Below are 21,768 nucleotides of genomic sequence, written 5' to 3' on the forward strand. Positions count from 1 at the left end.
CTGGCAGAGCGGCTTAATGAAATGAAAAATAGGATATCTAACCATGCATCAATCTGAGCAAAAAGTCAATAATTTTTCGATAACGCGGGAAGATGTTCGGGGCGCGTTGAATCGGGCCGTTCAAGCGACCACAAGCAATCAAGCCGCCCTTTGCAAGTTCAAATCCTACCTTAATAATCCACCACAACGCGGACAGGGTTGTCATTCCGGGATCATGTCCGGGGCAAACCTGGGAGTAATTGCCGGGCTACAGCCGGAACAGATCTTCGCGGAAATTCGGGCCGTGCTTGGAGAAAAAACACCGGATAAGGAAATTCAAGAAGCAATCGAAAAAGCGGCGCGTGAATATACCGGCACTGCAAAAATCTATCAGTTCCCGAAGAAAAAACCGCTTGTTCAGGACGGCAAGACCGCACTTCAAAAGATTATCAATGCCGGGAAATTCGATAATGACGCGGATCTTTGGGAAGCTTCGCCTAAGCGGTTGTTTGATGATCCGGCGAAAGATGCCGTTCTATTCTTGCAAACGATGTTTGACCCTGATGATTTGATTTTTATTGGTGATGGCCAAGATTCGGGCATAGTGGGCATGAACATTCTACCCGCTGCCGAATGGGTTGACGCCTTCCAAAAAGGCCGAAGAACAAAGCCCTACCTCATAATCAACCCTCTTGATGGCGTTGAACAGTTGACCAAATCCGGTAAGCCGTCTTTCCGATGCGATGCTAATGTTCAGGTTTTTAAATACTCCATGGCCGAGTTTGACGACCTGTCCCATAGCGATCAAATCCGTTTTTGGAGCGGCGTTAAGCTCGAAATCAAGGCGCTTGTCGATACCGGCGGGAAGTCCATCCATGCTTGGCTTGAAGTTTCTAAATTGGCTGCCGTGAGTACTGCCGATGAATGGGACTCTCAAATAAGGGAGCGGCTCTATAAGCGGGTTTTAACGCCTCTTGGGGTTGATAGTACATGCAGCAATCAAAGCCGTCTAAGTAGGCTTCCTGGGCACTTCCGGGCAGAAAAAAAGAAGATGCAGAAGATCCTTTGGCTTTCCAATGAAGGACAAAAATTATGATTGATGAATTTGAGGCACAGGTTGCCGGGGCGCAGGACGATGAACAAAAAGCCGAAACTCTCGTTTATATTCCCGATTGGAATAACTGCCCAGCAGAGGCAGAAATTCTCTTAAAATTAAACGACACACCAATTTTACACCGGCAAAACCTATGCATGCTGACGGCTGGCGCTGGCATGGGCAAGACTGCTGTCATGCATGCGGCCCTGCCCACAATAATTAGCCCGGAATATAAAACTCTCGGATTGTCAGCTTACGGATGTGGAGCAACGGTCATTGATACAGAACATGATGCCCGTCTTTTCAATGTTTTGTGGCAGCGCTTTATGTTCCGGTCTTGGCTGCTCAGGGGTACGCCTTGTCCGTCAAACATAACTTGGAAAAACATTCGAGCGGTAGAGTCTCTTCCGGCCAGATTGAGCATACTATGGGACGAATTTAAAACCTGCAAGGGGCTGTTAATGATCGATGGCATCGGTGACTTTGTATCAGATCCGAATAACTCCGATGAGTGCACAGCACTGGTCTACAAACTATCGAGCGAAGCACAAAAACACGATGTCGGGGTCCTGCTGTCGTTACATAATAACCCGGTAACCGGCAACGAAAAAGCCCGTGGTGTTCTTGGTTCGGAGCTTTGGAGAAAAGCGCAATCCACACTGATCATCAAGCGCGGAGAAGGTGGAATCAGCCAGGTTACCACAGAATATAGTCTTGGGAAAAACAGACAGAACTCCGATCGGTTGAGCGCTTTTTTTACCTGGAGTGATGACGAGAAAATGCATGTGGCTTGTGATCCGCCCCTCGGAACTGATTCAACCGGCAAATCCGCCAAACAGCAGCAAGAAATCGTTGCGGCATTGCAAGGGGAATATACCCACAGCGAGCTGGTAACTCTTGTAATGAATATTGCCGGCGTTAAAAAACGGCAGGCCGGAAACAAGATTAATAACTTGATCGATCAGGGCCTAATCGAAAAGACTGAAGCCGGGCTATACCGGGAAAAAGTTTTGGAGCATTGGGCAAATGAGATTTAGTGCAATCTTAGTGCAATCTTGGTGCAATCTTGGTGCAATGGCCAGGTGCAATGTTAGTGCAATTTTTAAGTGCAATTTGTGCATATATATATGCACAATTGCACATTGCACTTGCACCCCTCCGGAAAATTGCACTTCAGATTGCACAACACATCAAAAAACATTGGCGATGAAAGGGGCTTGAAAAATGAGTACAGACAATTACGGAAACTACTATTTTTGCGTGAAGGTGCCCAAAACAATTTCACAAAACGGAGAAATCTATTTGTACGCCGACACAGTTAGGACAGACCAAACCGGAAACTTGTTTTTTGAACGAGAAAAAGACGGCGAGATTTTACCGAACGTGGTCTTTGCTGCCGGAAAATGGATTCTGTTTTTTGCGGCGAGCTGTCTTGATGGAAGCGCCGCTACTGTAGAGCATTGGAAGGGTGAAGTAGATCGGGGTTTTGACAGATAAGAAAAGGGCAAAAAATGAAACTTCATTTAATTCCAGAACAAAACGGGCCGAGACTTTCCACGGGCGGCAATCAAAGGCGGGATGTTAACCTGCTGGTACCGCCCCGACGACAACTTGTTAGAAATCAACGCGCGGGTTCAAGATGCGCGGGCAGCATTCGCGGATTACGAAGGCAATTTGATTTGCCAGCCGTTTCATCCTCGAAAACGAAAAGATTAAAAAAATGGAACTTTACACTGAACAACCAAGCCAAGCCGAAATCGACAGCATGCAATCATTTCTCAGTTTTCCCCTGACTGGCGACCAAACGCTTGATGGGAAAAGGGCAATCCGCGAAATCAGAGAACGTTTCCGGACGACAAAAGGTCGTTGCCGGGCAAGAATAATAGCGAGTGCCTGCAAAATCGCGTGGGAAGATATTATTTGGTTCTACCTCTTATATTGCAACAAGGGACAATAGCTTGAATACGTTAGATATTCAATATGTAAAAGTCTTTGACAAGGAGGCACATTGAAAGCACAAAAACCAAATAAACACTTGGAATATTTCCAAAACCCAAATCACACTAAAGCTATCGATCTTGAATGTCTATCGATCATTGGCCGAATATCAAACACTATCAGCGTGTTAGAGTGCACGGACGCGAACAGGCTTGAAGAGTTCAAGCGTAATTGCATGAAATTGTTACAATAATCAACAAAGGAGAAAACAGCATGGCAACAAAGGGCAGTCCGTTTGATTTCAGCGATCCGCAAGGCGTCGACATTGCAATGGTGGCGGTAACTCGAAACGTAGAAAAGCTGCTGGAGTATTTGGTAAAAACACAGGACGGCGGACGTTTCCAAATGCTTCAAACCGGCATTGGACATCTTTTTAAAGAAGCCGCGGCACGGGCGAATGGAGAGGTGACAGATGGCGAATAAACATGGTGAAAAAGAGTTCCGAGCAGACCATAAAGCCATTGATTACGCGCTCTTGGAGGCTTGTGGCCGCGTTGGAAGCCTCCTGTCGGTACTTCAAGAGCGCGGAGACATGGAGCGTCAAGAATCGTTTAAAAAGGCTCTTCGTGAAGCCATTGAAGGATATTGAATAAATGTTTGCATTCTATCGTAATTATCTATATGTATTAATTGGTGACGCCTGCGGGATGTTCGCGTCACAAGTTGGGTGGTTGATTTGCTTCTGGTTGCAAACGGCGAGAGGCTGGGGGCGGCAGGTTGGTGAGAGGCTAAACAGGAAGTGAAACATCGATCCGGCGGAACCGATAAGAACCCGGTGAGAGGCTGGACACGGAAAATCGGTAGTAAATCGGCGGGGCATGTGAAGTAACTAATTAAAAATATAAAGGAAATAATATAATGTTTGGATATTCAGAAGAAAAAGAACAAATCGCAGCCCTTGAGAAAGCTTTGGGCGATTTGCAAGAGAGAGTAAAAGCCGAACGTCGGACAATGACGAATTTTGAATCTGGGCTAGCACGCGACATCTCTTCCAAGATTGAAGATCTGAAAATGTCGCTGCCAAACGAGCCGCTGACGCTGGAAAGAAATTTTCGCAATTTTTCGAGCAGAAGCACCGGTGGCTTTACGAGTTTTGGCGAGCAAATGGCGGCGATCACCTCGGCGTCAATCCCGGGCGGGCGGCAAGATCCGAGGCTTTTCAATGCTACCGGCTTAGGGGAATCTGTCCCCTCCGACGGCTCTTTCCTGATTCAGCAGGACTTCTCGAATCAACTGCTGGCGGATATCTTCGACACTTCGCAGCTGGCAAGACGCTGTCGGCGGATTCAACTATCAGGCAACTCAAACGGCATCAAAATCAACGGGTTCGATGAAACTTCACGAGCGACAGGTAGTCGTTTCGGTGGTGCGCGTGGCTATTGGGTTGACGAAGCTTCGGAGATTACGGCCAGTAAACCGAAGTTCAGAAGAATAGAACTTTCCCTCAAAAAGTTGACGGGCTTAGTCTACGCCACCAACGAAATGCTTGAAGATTATCAAGCACTTGGCGAAGTTCTACGGTCTGCGTTTACTGCTGAATTGCAGTTCATGTTGGACGATGCGATCATGAACGGCACGGGGGCAGGACAACCGCTTGGCATTATGAATGCCGGTTGTCTCGTATCCGTTGCGGCGGAGGATGGGCAAGCATCGGCTACCGTTTTGGCGGAGAACGTCTTTAAGATGTATGCGCGATTACTTCCCGGTTCTGAGCGGTCGGCGTGTTGGGTCATTAACAAAAACGTTCTGCCGCAACTTTTTAGCATGTCCGTAGCGGTCGGGACCGGCGGTGGGCCGGTGTTTATGCCGAGTGGTGGTATTAGTGGAAAGCCCTACAACAGCCTGTTGGGGTTGCCGATAGTGATCGCGGAACAGGCTCAAACTCTCGGAACCGCTGGGGATATCGTGTTGGCTGACTTCTCGAATGGCTACATTTTGGCCGAGAAAGGCGGAATTCGAACGGAAGTAAGCATCCATGTAAAATTTGTCTACGATGAATCCGTGTACCGCGTGGCATATCGCGTTGATGGGCAACCCGTCAGGGCCAGCGCGTTGACACCGTTCAAAGGTAGTGACACCTTGTCGCACTTCGTGGCTCTCGCCACCAGGGCGTAACAATCCGGCCTGGGTATGCCGAAAAACTGCCCACTGTTGACCCCGTGCCGGGCGGGCCGAAATCGGGTTCCCGGATGCGACCAGGCGCAGGTGTTGCATCAAAAACAACAGCGCACGTCATGCCTCCTCAGGGCGTGCATCGGGGCCTGGTCTCTCTTCTCGAGGCTGGGCCTTACTTTTTTGGGAAACTATCACATACGATAGGTCGCTGAGCGGGCGTTCAGTTTTGACGGGTAGGGGGGGGCGAAATCATATCAGATCGACGAGCCGCTAACCGGAGCGGCAGGAGAACGCGTGAGGCCGTAATTTTTTCACTTACAAAAAAGGGGAATTAAAATGGGACAAGAATCACCTAAAAATCTAAGCACAGAAGCGTCACGGTTATGGGAAGCCATCGTTTCCGAATATGAAATTGATGACTCAATAGGCCTTGCCATTCTATGCCGGGCCTTGGAATCGTTTGACCGTATGAGAGAGGCGCAACGTGCCATTCAAGAGCACGGCGTTGTTTTTGTAGACCGTTTCAACCAGATCCGAAACAATCCTGCAAACGCGGTGGAACGAGACAGCCGGGCGGCGTTTCTGGCATCGTTGAAACAGCTAAATGTTGACGTTGAGATTGCACCGTCAAAACCTGGGAGGCCTCCGGGATGACAACTTTTTCCGTTGTACGAAAGGCCAGAGGCAAGAGAAAAAGCTATACGGAACTAACAGCCCGCCAGATTGAGCACCTGATTTATGGCTGGTGTTTGGGAAATTCTTTTCCGTTCGATTCCGAAGATCATCGGCGCGAGTGCTGGTTGGCAAATCGTGAGCATCTAATGTCGATACCAGGGGGCGGATATGTTCCGGGGGTTTTCGGTAGCCGAACTATAAAAAAAAATTATCGCCCTGATGGGTTAGGATATGATCGAAAAGGCCGCCCCGGCAAGAGGCGTGCAAAAAATTATTGACACCTGCTTCCGGCAATGGTGGCTCGGGGATTGGTGGAACGCCTGCAAGTGGGGGCGATGGCCGGGCCGCTTGTGAGGGGTTGGGGATAAACCATGAAACAGCCATGAAATGTGGTGTTGTATCAAAAGCGTTTCAACCCTTCCGACGTCGGAATGGTTTAAGATTTTCACACCATGCCGAAGTCTGCCCGATCCCCGAAGAAGACATGCAGGATAGGTTGCCGGGGCATGTCAGGACAAGGGCGCCGATCGTGGCGCGGTGGCCATTTCCTGAAATGGGTTGAGGGGTGCTTTCCTTGGATGACTCACAGAACGGCTACCAACTGGATGTCTGTTGCCGAAACCTTTAAATTGGAAACGGTTTCCAATTTCACAAATTTTCAAGCCAAAGCCCTCTACCTATTAGCCGCACCCTCAACGCCGGAACCGGCACGGGTTGAGGGGTGCTTTCCTTGGAGCCATAAAACCGCAAACAAAATGATGGCAGTAGCGGAGACCTTCAAATTAGAACATTATTCCAATTTGAACATCCAATCATCCGCCCTCTACCTACTCGCGGCGCCATCAACCCCCGAACCAGCCCGGCAAGAGGCGTGCAAAAAAACATTGACACCAGCTTTTGGATTGTGTCATGTTGGCTTTATCCTAAATCCATGTACGGCAGTCAGTCCGTTATCTGGCATTTTTATTTAGTAGATCCGAAATTATTTTGCGCTATGCTGCCGGGTTCCCGAAAGGGCCGGAAGTCTTACATGGACTTAGGACAGCTACGGCGCATTTTGTTTTGGGAGGGAAAAATGACACCTTTAAGAATCAGAATTTCAGACGCAACCACAGCGATACAGGCGGCAACAGAAAGAGTTCTGGCATTACAGGGCTATAACAACGACCGAAGCGAACCTAACCTAATCACTGACAGCGTTATTTTATCGGTCAGAGATTTCCTGACAGAGGCACAACGACAGCTTGATGAAGTTGAACGGCTGGTTGTCGGAAAGGAGGTGGACGCATAATAACCTGTCTCGAGTTGAGACAATGACCGCCTCTTCGGGGGCGGTTTTTTTGTTGCCAGAGCACCAATGGTTAAGGTAAGGCTTATGTATGGCTATCAGGAAACGCACATATAAAGACGGTTCAACGCGCTATATGGTCGACTTTTACGATCAGAAAGGCGTAAGGCAACGCGAAACGCTGCCAGGAGGGACAACCTATAAGGATGCGAAAGAAAAGCTACGTGGCTATGAGATAGCCGCTGATAAAGGTGTTTATGTTCCTGATGCCGAACGGCTGTTTTTTGGAATGGTGGCGGCTGATTGGGTGCTTTACAAAAAAGATAAGGTCAGATTTTCTACGTGGTCTGTCCTTGACGGCCATATCCGAAACCACCTTCAGGATTTTGAAGGAATCAAAATTGATAAAGTATCCGTAGCCCGGATTGAAAAGTGGATATCTGCCAAACGTGAAGATGGAATGAACGTTGTAACACTTCGCAAGGTGCTGGTCACTCTCGGACAGATTTTTAAATATGCCTTCAGACATAAATATGTAGCGGTGAATCCCATGTTGGCGCTTGAGGCTGTCACGGCGCCGAGCACCACAAAGCCGGAAATGGTTGTTTTAAAGCCAGAGCAGATCCGCTCGTTATTAGATGCAACGACCAGCCAGAAATACAAAATGTTATTCCGTTTGGCGGTGTTTTCCGGTTGTCGGCAAGGTGAGCTATTGGGGTTAAAATGGCCTGATGTTTTATGGGAATCAAATCAGATTGCCGTCAACAGGACTTTCAACAATGGCCGGTTCTATGACCCAAAGACGGCAGGGAGTCGGCGTCGTGTTGACCTGGGGCCGGATACCATGCTTGAGTTGAAGCGGTGGCAGATCGCTTGCCCGCCCAACGAGATGGAGCTGGTTTTTCCGAACGATGCCGGAAATCCAATAAATCATAACAATATGGTTAACAGGGCTTTTATTCCCGCATTAAAGGCGGCGGGTTTGCCGGTTATCCGCTTCCACGCGCTACGGCATACCTACGCCAGTTTGAAGATCCGCCAGGGCGCAAACATTAAATACATACAAGAGCAGATGGGGCACTCGAAACCGACGATCACCTTGAACGTGTACGCTCATTTGTTCGATGCCAGCAACGCGGAATCGGCACAAGGTCTTGAGAAGATTATATTTGAGAAGTAAAAATTTGTGCCTATTTTGTGCCTAAAATTAAAAAAAAAGGCCAAAAACAACGCAAAACAGAATGGAATGAAAAGGCGTTTTAATCCAATAAATCCAAGACAATATAGAACAAAACAAAACAACCTAAAATAGGCTGAAAAGCACGGATTCACCTTCACACGGTAGAAGTCGTTGGTTCAAATCCAATACCGCCTACCATAAAAAAATAAGAGGGTAAAACACATGTTTTACCCTCTTTGCTTTTAAAAACACCGCCGTTTATCAAAGGGGGTAATCAATTTAAGAGGCAAAGTCATCTCGGTAGTTGATTTAAGAATCAGGTTCGGCATGGAATCGATAGCCTATTCCGATCGAACCTGCATTGTGGTCGTGGAAATCGAAGGCGCTCCCAGCCGTATCCTTATCGGCAGTATCGTTGATTCCGTATCGGAAATGTTGAATATCAAAGACGAAGATATTGAAAATGCGCCGACGTTAGGCGCCAAACTGAATACCGAATCTATTTTGGGAATGGCGAAAATGGAGGGCGGCCTTAAAATCCTTTTGAATATCGATCATGTTCTTGATGTGGAAAAATTAGCCCGGTTTCAAGAAATGGATTAGCCCTCATTCTTTTTCGCGTGCCCTAACTATCGGCGGGCTCTTTGGGTGGGAACTTAAAAAAGGGAACGCCTTCTTCCTGTAACGTTTTTTCTTCCGCTTGGGTGCTGTACCCGCGAATGTTCCGCTGCTCGGCCACACCGTAATGCATCTTTAATGCCTCCTTGGCAAAGTCGGCGCCCACATTGTCGAAGTTTTTTTCAACAAAATCCAATAACTTTGCACCAAGCGCCGCGAGTTCGTCGGCATGACGCTTCTGCGGAGACGCTTCGGTGGCACCTTTAATGGCAAATGTCGAGAGCGCCTTGCTGATGTCGCCATCATTACAAACGGGACAAGTTAAGAGCCCCTTATCTTTTTGAAACTCAAAATCCCGATTGTCGTCAAACCATCCCTCGAAGGTGTGCCCAAATGCGCATTTTAAATCAAAAACGATCATTATGATTCCCGAAAAAGCAACAATATCCACTAACGTTTTCAAAAGAAACAGTTGACAGATTTGTTTTTTTTCAACACAAAAGAAGATTGTTTTATCCGGTTGTTATGCTATCATTTTAGTTTTAGTTATTCTCGTGCGATATTTTTCGTTCGTCAAGTAAGCCTATTTTCAATGAATATATGGAGCACACCCATGACATATGTCAAGCCCCTTGCCTGGACCATCATCCTTTTTTTGTCCTTTACCCTTTCCGCGGCCGCTAAAACAAAGTATGTCGCCGATATTAGAGAAATAACGCTAAGAACCGGGCCTGGTACCGAATATAAGATATCCGCTTTTATTCCTTCGGGTAACCCCCTGACGGTAATAGAGGAAGCGGACACTTGGACAAAGGTGCAAACCAGCGACGGAAAAGAAGGATGGGTGCTGAGCCGATTTATTCAAACGGAATTACCCAACAGTATAGTACTTAAAAAACTCCAAACCCTTCATGACGTTCTCGTTACCGAAAAAGCGGGCTTGGCCACCGAGAATGAACTGCTAAAAACAAAAAACAAAGAAATGGAAGCCGATTTAGCCGGCATACGTGAAACCCTAAGCCGTGTGGAAACCGACTATGAAACCTTAAAAAAAGAGTCGGCCGATTTTATCGCACTTAAAGCCAAACTAAAAACTTCCACGGCGTTGCTGTCAGAAGCGCAGGAAAAGGCGATACAATATGAAAAGGACTATACCCGTCTTTACAATGATCAACGGATCAAGTGGTTTCTTTTCGGCGCGGGCGTTTTGCTGCTGGGGATTATCATCGGTTACGGTGCAAAGTCGCAACGAAAAAAATCTGTGCTGAGATAGATCCGGCTACGGGAAACATACTCAAAACCCCGTATGCCCATCGACAAGAAAGATTTGTTTAATCCTTTCAGCGGTGCCTTTGGGAATGAATAGGACATGATATACAATACGGATTTTCTGGTTATCGGCAGTGGTGTCGCAGGGCTGACTTTCGCACTCAAAGTCGCCCGGCACGGATCTGTGGCCATTGTTACCAAAAAAGAAATCACGGACAGCAATACCAATCAGGCTCAAGGGGGGATTGCGTCCGTGTTCGATGCGCTCGATTCTTTCGATCTTCACATTCAAGACACCCTGGCCGCGGGCGATGGGCTGACCAATCCGCTTGTTGCGGAACTGGTCGTAAAAAACGGGCCGGACAGAATTAGAGAGCTCATCGCCATTGGCGCCAAATTCAATATTGCGGAAAAGAACACTGAAGACAAGGATGCACCATCCCTGGATTTGGGAATGGAAGGCGGTCACTCCAAGCACCGAATCGTTCATGCCCAGGACATGACCGGCAGAGAAATTCAACGGGTGCTGATGGCCCAGGTTCGAAAAAATAACCGGATCAGCGTGTTTGAACACCATATCGCCATCGATCTGATTACATGCTCTACCCGCATCAAACGCGGCTCCATCACCACCTCGCATGAAGATATCTGCTGCGGCGCCTATGTGTTAAACAGCAAAACGCGGGACGTCATCACGTTCAGCGCCCCCATAACCTTGCTTGCGACCGGCGGGGCCGGCAAAGTCTATCTTTATACCAGCAATCCCGACATTGCCACCGGAGATGGCATTGCCATGGGGTATCGTGCCGGCGCAACGGTAGCCAACCTCGAATTTGTTCAGTTTCATCCCACCTGTCTGTATCATCCGGGCGCTAAAAATTTTTTGATCTCCGAAGCACTTCGCGGAGAAGGCGGCATTCTGATCAATGCGCGCGGCAAGGCGTTCATGGAAAAATACGACCCCAAACGGGATCTGGCATGCCGGGATGTGGTCGCGCGCGCCATTGATACAGAGCTTAAAAAAAGCGGGGACGATTCCGTATTTCTTGATATTTCTCATAAAAAACCGGATTTCATCAAAACGCGGTTTCCAAACCTGTATCAAAACTGCCTGAAATTCGGAATAGACATGACCCGAGAGCCGATTCCCGTGGTTCCCGCCGCTCACTATATGTGCGGGGGCGTGGTAACGGATAGGGTGGGCCAAACGGATATTTATGGGCTATACGCGATTGGTGAGACCGCCTGTACCGGACTTCACGGTGCCAACCGGCTGGCCAGCAATTCTCTGATCGAAGCGCTGGTGTATGCCCACACAGCGGCCGGCCATGCCGTGGAAAACCTGGCAGCCGCCAAACTCAAGGCCCTTCCGGAATCACCGGAATGGGATGAAGTGAGCACGACGGACAGTGATGAAGTGATCATGGTATCTCATAATTGGGATGAAATCAGACGGTTTATGTGGAATTATGTCGGTATTGTTCGGTCCAACAAACGGCTGGAAAGAGCCTTGCGCCGCATTGAAATTATTCAAAACGAAATCCGTGAATATTATTGGGACTTTAAGGTGGAGGCCGGTTTGATCGAGCTGAGAAACATCGCCGCCGTTGCCGAACTCATTATCAAGTGCGCCCAGCACCGAAAGGAAAGCCGCGGGTTGCATTATAGTATCGATTATCCGAAGCGGGACGATGAGCGCTGGCAAAAAGACACCGTATTGAAACGGCCTTTTGCATTTTAATCCCCTCACTGAAAGTCATCAGGGTGACTGAATTCAGTTCCCCTGCACCGGGGGGTGCATTGCGTTGACAACATGAATTTTTGCATTAACATAGAGGACAACAAGCAGGGCCATCCCGGCGCCGTTATTTCTCCACTTTGAAAAAACAATCAAGGGTCTCGATGACAACTAAACGGGATTATTACGAAATATTAGGAATTAGCCGAAACGCAACCGAAAACGAAATCAAGGCCGCTTATCGAAAAAAGGCCATGGAATATCACCCGGACAGAAATCCGGGGGATAAGCCGGCTGAGGAAAAATTCAAGGAAGCGGCTGAGGCTTACGAAGTGCTGCGGGACGCACAGAAGAGAAGCATTTATGACCAATACGGGCACCAAGGGTTAGCGGGCACCGGATTTTCCGGCTTCGGCGGATTTGAAGATATATTCTCAAGTTTCGGGGATATTTTTGAGGATTTTTTCGGGTTTGGTTCCGGCAGACGCTCACAAGGCCGGGCCAGAAGAGGCTCAGATCTTCGCTATGACCTTACCTTGAGCTTTATGGATGCCGCCTTCGGGAAGGAGACCGAAATCACCGTCGAAAAGCTTCAGACCTGCCCCACTTGTCAGGGCAACGGATGCGAACCCGGCAGCCAACCCGAAATGTGCCAGTCCTGCGGCGGCTCCGGGCAGGTATCGCGCAGTCAGGGATTTTTCACGGTCCGCACAACCTGTCCGAATTGCAGAGGGATTGGACAAACCATTAAAACTCCCTGCCCGCAATGCCACGGAAATGGTCAGATTGTCATTAAGAAAAAAGTCCAGATTAAGATCCCGGCCGGAGTGGATACTGGTTCAAGGCTTCGCCTCAATGGTGAGGGAGAAAGCGGCAGCTTTAACGGCCCGACCGGAGATTTATATGTATTTATTCATGTGGAGCCTCACGAATTTTTTAAACGTCACAACACGGACATCCTTTGCTCAGTGCCGATCTCTTTTATTCAAGCGGCACTGGGCGCCCAGATAAAAGTGCCGACCCTTTCAGGCGAAACCGACTTCGACATTCCCAAAGGGACTCAACCCGGCGATATGTTCCGGCTTCGTGGCCTGGGAATTGCCTCTTTAAAAACGCAGGCCCGTGGGGATCAGATTGTTCAGGTGGACATTAAAACCCCCACCAATCTGAATAAAAAACAGGTTGAATTGCTCAAGGAGTTCGCCGCGCAAGAGGAAAATAAATTTTCAAAAAAGCTCAAAACGATTTTAAAAGGCGGTTCATCTCGCGCCGCTGGATAAAAAAGACACATGTCAAGCCCGCCTAATCCGGCAGAACCGGAAATTGGGCGGCCAAAGACATTCTCCAAACATGCCCGCATTTCGTGCAGGTTTCTGATAAAGGGGTTACCGAAAGGGTCTATCCGAACACTTCTTTAAGGATGGCAGTAAGATGTATGAATTGAAAGTGACAACCTATTTTGCCGCAGCCCATCAATTGCAAATGGTCGCAAAAAAATGCGAAAATCTGCATGGTCATAACTGGAAAATCGAAGTGTATGTGGCCGGAAATGAACTCAATGACGCCGGGGTTCTGATGGATTTTGGAGAAATTAAAACAGCCGTTCGGAGCATTATGAACGAACTGGACCACAAATACTTAAACGAGATAGAATCCTTTAAAGACAAAAACCCCTCCTCTGAAAACATTGCGCGCTACATTGCGCACACACTTCAGAACAAGATCGGCGCCGTCGGCATCAAGGTTTCCCGGGTAACCGCTTGGGAATCCGAAGACGCCGCAGCAACGTATATGCCGGTCTGATCGGCTGCCGGATGCAAAAGGATGCGATGCGAAATGTGTTATGGTCTCGTTAATTGCCCCCATCTTTCTATCAGTTCATCACGGGTAATAATGGCGCGAACGTCCGGCACATGTGCTTGAATATGACCCAGTCCGCCTTCTTGACGATCCACCAGCACCACGGCCCGAACCACCTCAAGCCCCTCGGATTGAGCCCGCTCTATCGCCTTGATGGTAGACCCGCCAGTAGTGGCGACATCGTCGATCACTACGACTTTTTGCCCCGGTGCGAGATCACCCTCAATCCATCGGGCGATTCCATGGTCCTTTTGCGCCTTGCGAATAGAAAACGCCTTGATGGGTTTGTGTTCCAGCCCTGAAACAAATGCGGTGGCCATGGCCACCGGGTCCGCGCCGAACGTAAGCCCGCCAACGCCGGCTACCTCGAGATCTTTAATGGCGCTAAACACCAGATGACCGATCAGGAACATTCCTCTAGGATCCATTGCGGTCGGTTTGCAATTCACATAAAACCGGCTCATTCTACCGGATACCAGCTTGAAAACCGGCTTTTCACTAAATTTAAATGATTTTCGGCAAAGCAAATCCAGTAATTCCTGTTTCAATAACCCGGTTTCCGACATGCCCATTACAAACCAATCTCCTGATATACAAGCTGTTCCAAAATATCCGCCCGGATCAAAATTGAAGAACCAGTTGATTTACCGGCCGTAATCATATAAAAAGCCCCCACCGAAATGGAAGAAGCCACTCTTTTGGTTTCAGTGGAGGCTTTGAGCAGGGAAAACCGGTAAAGGCACTCCCGAGTGCTCGACGCGTTTTTATTATCAGCAAACCCACTTAAGGTCAATATATAACCCGAAACGCACACGGGCAGCCGATTGGCGCCTTGGCGGAAACCGCATTTGATGCCCGATTGAATTTGAACCTGATCATCGGAAGCCCAATGACCGTTCAGACGGCAAACCCGTCCGATGGCATAGGATATGTTTCAAGACGGCTAATTTTTCTATCCCGGGGACGGAAAGTGTGGGGAAAATGACCGACGCCAAAAAAGACCCCATCATTCGTATGTTTCATGTTTCTAAAACTTACGCCGCCAAAAAGGCATTGATAGATATCAGCCTGGACGTATATAAAAATGATTTTATTTTTATCAGCGGCCCCAGCGGTGCCGGAAAGACGACGCTGTTAAAGATCTTGTATCTGGGAGAGACAGCCTCAGGGGGCCAAGTGATCGTAGACGGCATGAATCTGGCCCGAATAACCAAAAAACGAATACCTTATCTTCGCCGTTTATTCGGTATCATCTTTCAAGACTATAAGCTTATTCCAACAAAGACCGTTTTTGAAAATGTCGCGCTCGTACTGGAAGCCTTGGGCACGGACCAGCGAAACATTGCCAAGAAAGTTCACCACGTGCTGAGAAATGTCGGCATGGAAGACAGGCGAAACGCCTTTCCGCCCAGCCTGTCCGGCGGAGAGCAACAACGCGTGGCGGTCGCCCGAGCCGTTGTCGGCAACCCGAAAATCATTCTGGCCGATGAACCCACCGGCAGTCTGGACTCTGAATCGGCGGCAATCATTTTTGATCTGCTGCAACAATTTCATATTCGCGGCGGCACCTTGATGGTTGCCACACACGATGTGGCGTTGCTCCAAAAACCGGGCCAACGAATTATCCATCTGAAAGCAGGAATGCTTTTGCAAGAATAGTCAGTGGAATGATTTCCCATGAATCTGCTGTTAAGCCGTGCGTTACAAGATATTATAAGAAACCGGTGGCTTAATACCATTGCCGTCGTCACCATCGCCTTGTCCGTGCTCATTGTCAGCGCTTTTGGCCTGTTTTTTATCAACGCTGAAGAGGTCATTCGATCCTGGGAAAAGGGGGTGCGCATGATGGTCTACCTGAAACCGGGCACGGAAGAGCAGATACGCAAAGACATCGAAGAAAAACTTCTTCAACTTGATGGCGTATCGGAAGTCCTCTTTATTTCAAAGCAAGAAGCCCTTGATTCTCTTAAGGTCCAAATGCAGCGCCAAAAGTCTCTTCTGGAGGGGCTTCGGGAAAATCCCCTGCCGGAAGCATTTGAAATTCGTCTCGCCACCGTCACTCAAAACGAACGGAACATTGAAACCCTGGCCACTCGAATTGAAACTTTTTCCGCTGTGGACGAGGTGGAATACGGACAGCAGTGGATGGAAAAAGCGATTTATTTCTTCCAACTTTTTCGGCTGGCCGGATTTGCCATGGGAACGCTTTTCTTCATGGCGGCCGTATCCATTGTCGCCAATACGATTCGATTGCTGTTATATTCCCGGCAAACGGAAATAGAAATCATGCGAATCGTGGGAGCGACAGATCGTTTCATCAAGTCTCCGTTTTATATTGAAGGCATGCTTCAAGGCATTATGGGTGCTGCGATAGGGCTATCGTTGCTGGCTTTGGTTTATTTTCTGGCGTCTTCCAATATGCAGCAAGGGTTATCCACATTTTTTTTCCATATTCGTTTTTTTTCCGTAGTCACACTGCTGGAAATTCTTGCCTGCAGCATGCTGGTCGGATGGATCGGATGTTATCTGTCATTAAAACAGTTTCTAAAATAGGTGCCGTTGCTCTTCTCGTATTTGTATTCATCGGTCGGCCGCCGGCCGTTTTTGCCGAAGAGGCCGACGCGTTATCACAAAAAGCAAGAAACCTCGATACCCAGCTTAAAAAAAAGCAATCGGAAGCAACCGCATTTACCCGCCGGGAGACCGAACTCATCGACAATCTGAATAAAATCGATTCAAACCTGAACAACCTGGAAAAAAAAGCCGCGACCCTCGAAAAAAAACAGGCCATTCTGGCAGCGGCGCTAAAAGAAAATGAGGCCGTCGCAGACGCCCTTGAATCCGAGGTGGCCAATCTTGAGACCTATGCTTCCAAGCGCCTCGTCGCATTATACAAACTTAGCCGCCTGGGAAGCCTGCCCCTATTAGCCTCGGCCGAATCGCTGTTTGAACTTTTAGCGAAGAAAAAAAGCATTCAAATCCTATTGGCCTATGATGAGTCGGTTTGGAAAACACTCTCCAATAAAAAAATAGCGCTGGCCGGGGTACGCGAAGCGCTGGTAAGTCAAAGACAAACCCATAAGCAACAGGAGGCTGAATTAGAAGAACAAATGAAACGACTTACCCGGCACCGAACCGAACGCGAACATCTGCTGACGCAAATAAAAGAAAAAAAATCGCTGGCCATGGCGGCCATTACCGCATTGAAAACGGCAGCCCGGGAACTGGAAGATCAAATTAATGCCGCCGCATTAAATCAAAAACCCGAACTCGCAACCGTAAGGCCCTTTGAATCACTTAAGGGGTTGCTAAAGATGCCGGTCAAAGGTACAATCGTCCAATTTTTCGGGCCATATACACTCTCTCCGCTAAACGTAACCGGCTTTCGAAGCGGGATCGATATTCAGGCTGAGAAGGGGGAGCCGATTCAGGCGGTAAACCATGGAAAAACTCTTTACGCCGGGTGGTTTAAGGGATATGGGAACATGGTTATCCTGGATCATGGGAACAACTACTGTACAGTTTATGCGCATGCCCAGGAAATTTTCAAACAAAAAGGCGACAGAGTTGCCGCCGGCGAAGTGATTGCAACCGTTGGCGACACCGGATCTCTTCAGGGTTCGACCGTTCATTTTGAAATCAGACATCACGGAAAACCGGTTGACCCGCTCAAATGGATAGAGGAAAGGAGTCGAAAGACATATGATAAAACTGCGAATCGGTAAACTCTGGTGGGTGATGGTCATCGCCGTCATTCTATGGACCATCGGAACCGGATTTCATGAAAATCTTTCCGCAGATAACGAGGCCGCCTATAAAAGCCTAAAAACCCTGACCGACGTCCTTGATTTTATCGAAAGAGAATATGTCGATAAGGTCGACACCAAGGATTTGATTGAAAAGGCCATTCAGGGAATGGTGCAAAGCCTTGATCCGCATTCCGCATTTTTACCGCCGGAAGCCTTTGAAGAGCTTCAGGTCGACACACAGGGAGAATTCGGTGGTATCGGCATTGAGATTACCATGCAAAAAGGAATTCTTACGGTGATATCCCCCATCGAAGGAACCCCCGCCTATGAAGCCGGTATTAAAGCCGGAGACCACATCATCAAAGTCGATGGGGTGTCCACTCAGGACATGATGCTTTGGGAGGCGGTCAAAAAAATGAGGGGGCCGAAAGGATCTCCGGTGGTCATCACCGTCTTTCGAAAAGAAGAACCGGAACCCATTGAGTTTAAACTTATTCGTGCCATCATTCCCATCGACAGCGTTCGCTTCATGCCGCTTAAACCCGGATATGGCTATATCTGGGTAACCGGTTTTCGACAAAACACAGCCGATGAACTGGAAAAAGCACTCCAGTCTCTTGAAGCCGCGGGCAGCCCATTAAAAGGCCTGGTGCTCGATCTGCGCTATAACCCGGGCGGTCTTCTGGATCAATCCGTTAAGGTGGCGGATATTTTTCTTGAAAAGGGCGTCATAGTCTCAATTAAAGGCCGAACCAAATCTATTCAGGAATTTAAGGCACACACCGATAACATCAGCCGAAAGTTCCCCATCGTGGTACTTGTTAACGGCGGCAGCGCCAGCGCCTCAGAGATTGTCGCCGGTGCGCTGCAGGACCAGAAGCGGGCCCTGATTTTAGGAACCCCCTCTTTTGGCAAAGGCTCGGTCCAGACCGTCGAAAGGTTGCCGGATGGTTACGGATTGAAATTGACCATTGCGCTCTACTATACGCCCAGCGGCCGCGCCATTCAGGCGGAAGGCATTAAGCCGGATATCGTGGTCGACCAAGAGATTCTCAATCAGAAAGAGACACCCGATACGCCGCGCATGACCGTAAAAGAAAAGGATTTAAAGAATCATCTGGAACCAGAATCGATGGAGCCGGAAACAAAAGAAAGCCCTGAAATTCAGGAACCGGAATCAACACCCGATAAACCCTCCCGCAAGCTCGGGCCCCTTCGGCTTGACTCACTGGAAGATGACCTTCAGGTCATGCGCGCCCTTGATATTCTAATCAGCTATAACGTGTTTAAAGGGATGAACGGATAAACGAAGCGGATTAGAGAATCAGCGCCGAATGCCAAAAAAAGCGTCCAGAAAAAAAACAACCCGAAAAGGACGGGTTCGCCCCAAAAAGGCCGGCTCGTCCTTTTCTTTCAAGCGGGGCATTTGGGCGATGGTCATTCTTATCCTGCTTGTTACCGCCGGCGCCATTTTATCGCGATTTCTGATACCGCGCAGGGTTCCCCCCGTTCAACCGCCGATACCAAAGCCCGCTGCACCGATCCTTCGTTACGAGATCTTCCCCGAGGAAAAACCGATTCCAATTGAACCGCCCCCCATACCGCCCTTGCCGATACCCGAAAAATTGCCGAAAGTTGCTATTATTATAGATGATATGGGGTATGACCGGAACATGGCGAAAAAATTCCTTGAACTGGACGCGGTGATAACCTACGCCATTCTTCCCTTTAGTCCCCATCAGGGTGAACTCTCGGCGGCAGCTCGGCAAAAGGGGCTTGAGACCTTGCTGCATCTGCCCATGGAGCCGATTGAATACCCGACGATCAAGCCCGGGCCCGGCGCACTGCTGACCACCATGACACCGGATGAATTAATCAACCAGTTGAAAAAAAACCTTCGGTCCGTCCCAGGGGTAAAAGGCGTCAATAACCATATGGGCTCCAGAATGACGGAGGTTTCCGCACAATTGTACCAGATATTCAGTTTGCTTAAAAAAGAGGGATTCTTCTTTATCGACAGCCGGACCACGCCGGCGAGCCTGTGCCGGCCCTCCGCCCGCTTGCTGCGCCTTCCCTTTGCGGAGCGGAATATTTTTCTGGATCATGTACAAACAGAGGAAAGCGTCAAAAAACAGATTCGCCGGCTGGTAACTATCGCCATTCAAAAAGGAGAAGCCGTCGGAATCGGCCATCCACACAAGGCCACCTATCGCATGCTTCGGGAACTGCTGCCTGAAATTCAAAAAAAGGTGAAACTGGTTCCGGCTTCAGAAGTGGTCCATCTGGTGGGATAACCGGGTATTACCGATAGTCGACGGTCGACGGCCAAGAATTGAAGCCTTTTATTGCCTTGGCTTGGATTACGGTAAAAAAAGGTTATGCCACACTATCCGGCAAACCATTGTATTCGAATCGCCTAAAGCGCCGTGATTGGATTCAAACATATTATAATGTTTTTCGGGCGGTTATTTGTTTTTCTGTTTATCACGATAATTGCGGTATTAAACAGATAGAAGACGGCTTTTGGAATCGAATTGATTGCGCAAGTTATACTGAATTTCTGTAGATAAACAGGAAGCAATTAATCCCTTGTTATACAATCTTAAAGCAGGTGGACGATATGAGTATTTCTGCTACGCACCAATCAGCAATCAGCGATCTTGTCCAAAATCAAAGAAAATTTTTTCAATCGGGCAGGTCGAGAGATATTGATTTCCGCATCAGGCAGCTCAAAACCCTGAAATCTGCGATCATTGATAATGAAGCGGAAATTCTTGAGGCCTGCAGGTCGGACATGAATAAGCCTCCGATGGAAGCTTACACGAGCGAGCGGGGAATGGTTTTAAATGAAATTGATCACGCGGCAAGAAATCTGAAGTCATGGGCTAAACCCAGAAAAGCGAAGACCCCCTTACTACACACCCGATTCTTTGGTCTCGCGCAGCATTTCCTGGCCTCCAGCTATATCTATTCGGAACCTTACGGCGTTGTTTTGGTTATCGGCCCCTGGAATTATCCATTCCAACTGACGTTGTCGCCTCTGGTCGGAGCGATAGCAGCCGGGAATTGTACAATATTGAAGCCTTCGGAAATTGCCCCTAGTTCATCGGGTGTCATAGCAAAAATTGTCCGAGACATTTTTGATCCCGGGTTTGTTGCCGCAACCGAGGGAGATGCGGGAACTGGACAAAAACTTCTCTCGGAAAAGTTCGACTACATTTTTTTTACCGGCGGCACAAGGGTCGGCACTATTGTCATGGAGGCGGCGGCAAAGCAGCTTACGCCGGTTACTCTTGAGCTGGGCGGGAAAAACCCCTGCATCGTTGATCATGATGTTCATGTTGGACATACTGCAAAAAGAATAGTTTGGGGTAAGTTTTTCAATGCAGGCCAGACTTGCATGACAACGGATTACCTTCTGGTTGACAGGGCTATAAAGAAGGAACTCCTGGCAAGCATCGAAGCAACCATTAAAGAATTCTATGGCGACGCCCCGTCGAAAAGCCCTGATTACGGGCGAATTATAAACGCTCATCATTTTACGCGGCTTTCTCGCCTGCTTAAAGAGGGCGAAATCGTCATAGGAGGAGAAACGAATCCTGCGAACCTCTATATAGCTCCCACGGTAATTGACAATGTGTCGCCTGAGCATGCGACAATGAAAGAGGAAATATTTGGGCCAATTCTTCCGGTTCTGGAATATGAGAAACTTGACGATGCTATATCTTTTGTTAATGAGAGGCCTAAGCCGGTCGCCCTGTTCTTTTTCTCGAGAGATAAGACAAAGCAAGAAAAGGTTTTGAGAGAAACGTCGTCGGGCGGAGGTTGCATCAATGAAACCTTTGTACACGCGATTAACTTCAGCCTCCCCTTCGGAGGCGTTGGAGCAAGCGGTATCGGCAAGTACCACGGCAAATTCAGCTACGACACATTTTCAAACAAAAAAGGCGTCATGAAAAAATCATTCCTATTTGATTTTGCATTGCGCTACCCTCCCTATGGAGACAAATTCAGAAAATCCAAGAGATTCTTGTAATTTCTTTAAGATGAATTGGAAAAAGAAGAAAGAATATGTATAACATCTATATGGCCGAGGAAGTCAAGAGAAAATAATACCCCCTTAGAATCGGATTTAGATTTTCTTTTCTTCCGTTCTTCACTGATGAAATACAAGGCCTAAGCAACAGGACCGGCATTTGGCTT

Annotated in this window: 23 protein-coding genes; 21 read left to right on the forward strand and 2 right to left on the reverse strand. The window is 48.3% G+C overall.

Going from position 1 to position 21,768, the window contains the following annotated elements:
* The first annotated feature begins 43 nt into the window (after positions 1-43).
* The 11 genes from RBT11_17880 to RBT11_17930 all read left to right on the forward strand — a co-directional run bounded on the left by RBT11_17880 (position 44) and on the right by RBT11_17930 (position 8,934).
* Positions 44-1,075 carry a hypothetical protein gene (locus RBT11_17880; GenBank protein MDX9788652.1) on the forward strand — a complete coding sequence of 344 codons (1,032 nt, stop codon included), beginning with the start codon at positions 44-46 and terminating at the stop codon, positions 1,073-1,075.
* Positions 1,072-2,112, forward strand: coding sequence for a hypothetical protein (locus RBT11_17885; protein MDX9788653.1), 1,041 nt, complete (start codon positions 1,072-1,074; stop codon positions 2,110-2,112). The genes RBT11_17880 and RBT11_17885 overlap by 4 nt, the downstream gene beginning before the upstream one ends.
* A gap of 187 nt (positions 2,113-2,299) precedes the next feature.
* The gene (locus RBT11_17890) at positions 2,300-2,572 is read left to right on the forward strand and encodes a hypothetical protein (GenBank protein ID MDX9788654.1); all 273 of its coding nucleotides are present in this window, start codon (positions 2,300-2,302) and stop codon (positions 2,570-2,572) included.
* Positions 2,573-3,286: 714 nt separating this feature from the next.
* Positions 3,287-3,496, forward strand: coding sequence for a hypothetical protein (locus tag RBT11_17895; protein MDX9788655.1), 210 nt, complete (start codon positions 3,287-3,289; stop codon positions 3,494-3,496).
* On the forward strand, positions 3,486-3,662 hold the full coding sequence (locus RBT11_17900; GenBank protein MDX9788656.1) for a hypothetical protein: 177 nt from the start codon (positions 3,486-3,488) through the stop codon (positions 3,660-3,662). Before RBT11_17895 ends, RBT11_17900 begins: the two co-directional genes overlap by 11 nt.
* A gap of 269 nt (positions 3,663-3,931) precedes the next feature.
* A complete protein-coding gene (locus tag RBT11_17905) occupies positions 3,932-5,188 on the forward strand; it encodes a phage major capsid protein (protein ID MDX9788657.1) in 1,257 nt (418 codons plus the stop codon).
* Between the two features lie 336 nt (positions 5,189-5,524).
* Positions 5,525-5,842, forward strand: coding sequence for a hypothetical protein (locus tag RBT11_17910; GenBank protein MDX9788658.1), 318 nt, complete (start codon positions 5,525-5,527; stop codon positions 5,840-5,842).
* A 599-nt stretch (positions 5,843-6,441) separates the two neighbouring features.
* Positions 6,442-6,834: a hypothetical protein gene (locus RBT11_17915; protein ID MDX9788659.1), complete on the forward strand. Its 393-nt coding sequence runs from the start codon at positions 6,442-6,444 to the stop codon at positions 6,832-6,834.
* Between the two features lie 104 nt (positions 6,835-6,938).
* On the forward strand, positions 6,939-7,154 hold the full coding sequence (locus RBT11_17920; protein MDX9788660.1) for a hypothetical protein: 216 nt from the start codon (positions 6,939-6,941) through the stop codon (positions 7,152-7,154).
* A gap of 88 nt (positions 7,155-7,242) precedes the next feature.
* Positions 7,243-8,331, forward strand: coding sequence for a tyrosine-type recombinase/integrase (locus RBT11_17925; protein ID MDX9788661.1), 1,089 nt, complete (start codon positions 7,243-7,245; stop codon positions 8,329-8,331).
* A gap of 315 nt (positions 8,332-8,646) precedes the next feature.
* Complete coding sequence (locus RBT11_17930; protein MDX9788662.1) at positions 8,647-8,934, forward strand: chemotaxis protein CheW; 288 nt, start codon at positions 8,647-8,649, stop codon at positions 8,932-8,934.
* 22 nt (positions 8,935-8,956) lie between these two features.
* Here the strand turns inward: RBT11_17930 and RBT11_17935 are convergent, their stop codons facing one another.
* Positions 8,957-9,370: a DUF1178 family protein gene (locus RBT11_17935; GenBank protein ID MDX9788663.1), complete on the reverse strand. Its 414-nt coding sequence runs from the start codon at positions 9,368-9,370 to the stop codon at positions 8,957-8,959.
* 192 nt (positions 9,371-9,562) lie between these two features.
* Here RBT11_17935 and RBT11_17940 point away from each other — a divergent pair, with 192 nt between their 5' ends.
* From RBT11_17940 to queD, 4 genes are all read left to right on the forward strand, one after another.
* Positions 9,563-10,222: a TIGR04211 family SH3 domain-containing protein gene (locus tag RBT11_17940; GenBank protein ID MDX9788664.1), complete on the forward strand. Its 660-nt coding sequence runs from the start codon at positions 9,563-9,565 to the stop codon at positions 10,220-10,222.
* A 96-nt stretch (positions 10,223-10,318) separates the two neighbouring features.
* Positions 10,319-11,959 carry an L-aspartate oxidase gene (gene nadB, locus RBT11_17945; GenBank protein MDX9788665.1) on the forward strand — a complete coding sequence of 547 codons (1,641 nt, stop codon included), beginning with the start codon at positions 10,319-10,321 and terminating at the stop codon, positions 11,957-11,959.
* A 161-nt stretch (positions 11,960-12,120) separates the two neighbouring features.
* Positions 12,121-13,236 carry a molecular chaperone DnaJ gene (dnaJ, locus tag RBT11_17950; protein MDX9788666.1) on the forward strand — a complete coding sequence of 372 codons (1,116 nt, stop codon included), beginning with the start codon at positions 12,121-12,123 and terminating at the stop codon, positions 13,234-13,236.
* Positions 13,237-13,387: 151 nt separating this feature from the next.
* Positions 13,388-13,759 carry a 6-carboxytetrahydropterin synthase QueD gene (gene queD, locus RBT11_17955; protein MDX9788667.1) on the forward strand — a complete coding sequence of 124 codons (372 nt, stop codon included), beginning with the start codon at positions 13,388-13,390 and terminating at the stop codon, positions 13,757-13,759.
* A 38-nt stretch (positions 13,760-13,797) separates the two neighbouring features.
* Here the strand turns inward: queD and pyrE are convergent, their stop codons facing one another.
* Entirely contained in the window at positions 13,798-14,388 is a 591-nt protein-coding gene (gene pyrE, locus RBT11_17960; protein ID MDX9788668.1) for an orotate phosphoribosyltransferase, read from the reverse strand.
* Between the two features lie 409 nt (positions 14,389-14,797).
* Between pyrE and ftsE the strand changes: the two genes are divergently transcribed.
* From ftsE to RBT11_17990, 6 genes are all read left to right on the forward strand, one after another.
* Positions 14,798-15,475 carry a cell division ATP-binding protein FtsE gene (ftsE, locus tag RBT11_17965; GenBank protein MDX9788669.1) on the forward strand — a complete coding sequence of 226 codons (678 nt, stop codon included), beginning with the start codon at positions 14,798-14,800 and terminating at the stop codon, positions 15,473-15,475.
* 18 nt (positions 15,476-15,493) lie between these two features.
* Positions 15,494-16,369, forward strand: coding sequence for a permease-like cell division protein FtsX (gene ftsX, locus RBT11_17970; protein ID MDX9788670.1), 876 nt, complete (start codon positions 15,494-15,496; stop codon positions 16,367-16,369).
* Entirely contained in the window at positions 16,336-17,541 is a 1,206-nt protein-coding gene (locus tag RBT11_17975) for a peptidoglycan DD-metalloendopeptidase family protein (protein MDX9788671.1), read from the forward strand. The genes ftsX and RBT11_17975 overlap by 34 nt, the downstream gene beginning before the upstream one ends.
* The gene (locus RBT11_17980) at positions 17,519-18,871 is read left to right on the forward strand and encodes a S41 family peptidase (GenBank protein ID MDX9788672.1); all 1,353 of its coding nucleotides are present in this window, start codon (positions 17,519-17,521) and stop codon (positions 18,869-18,871) included. Before RBT11_17975 ends, RBT11_17980 begins: the two co-directional genes overlap by 23 nt.
* Positions 18,872-18,899: 28 nt before the next feature.
* A complete protein-coding gene (locus RBT11_17985; GenBank protein ID MDX9788673.1) occupies positions 18,900-19,859 on the forward strand; it encodes a divergent polysaccharide deacetylase family protein in 960 nt (319 codons plus the stop codon).
* A gap of 326 nt (positions 19,860-20,185) precedes the next feature.
* A complete protein-coding gene (locus tag RBT11_17990) occupies positions 20,186-21,601 on the forward strand; it encodes an aldehyde dehydrogenase (GenBank protein ID MDX9788674.1) in 1,416 nt (471 codons plus the stop codon).
* Positions 21,602-21,768: the final 167 nt, after the last annotated feature.

Source organism: Desulfobacterales bacterium (genome assembly GCA_034003325.1).
GTDB lineage: Bacteria > Desulfobacterota > Desulfobacteria > Desulfobacterales > JAFDDL01 > JAVEYW01.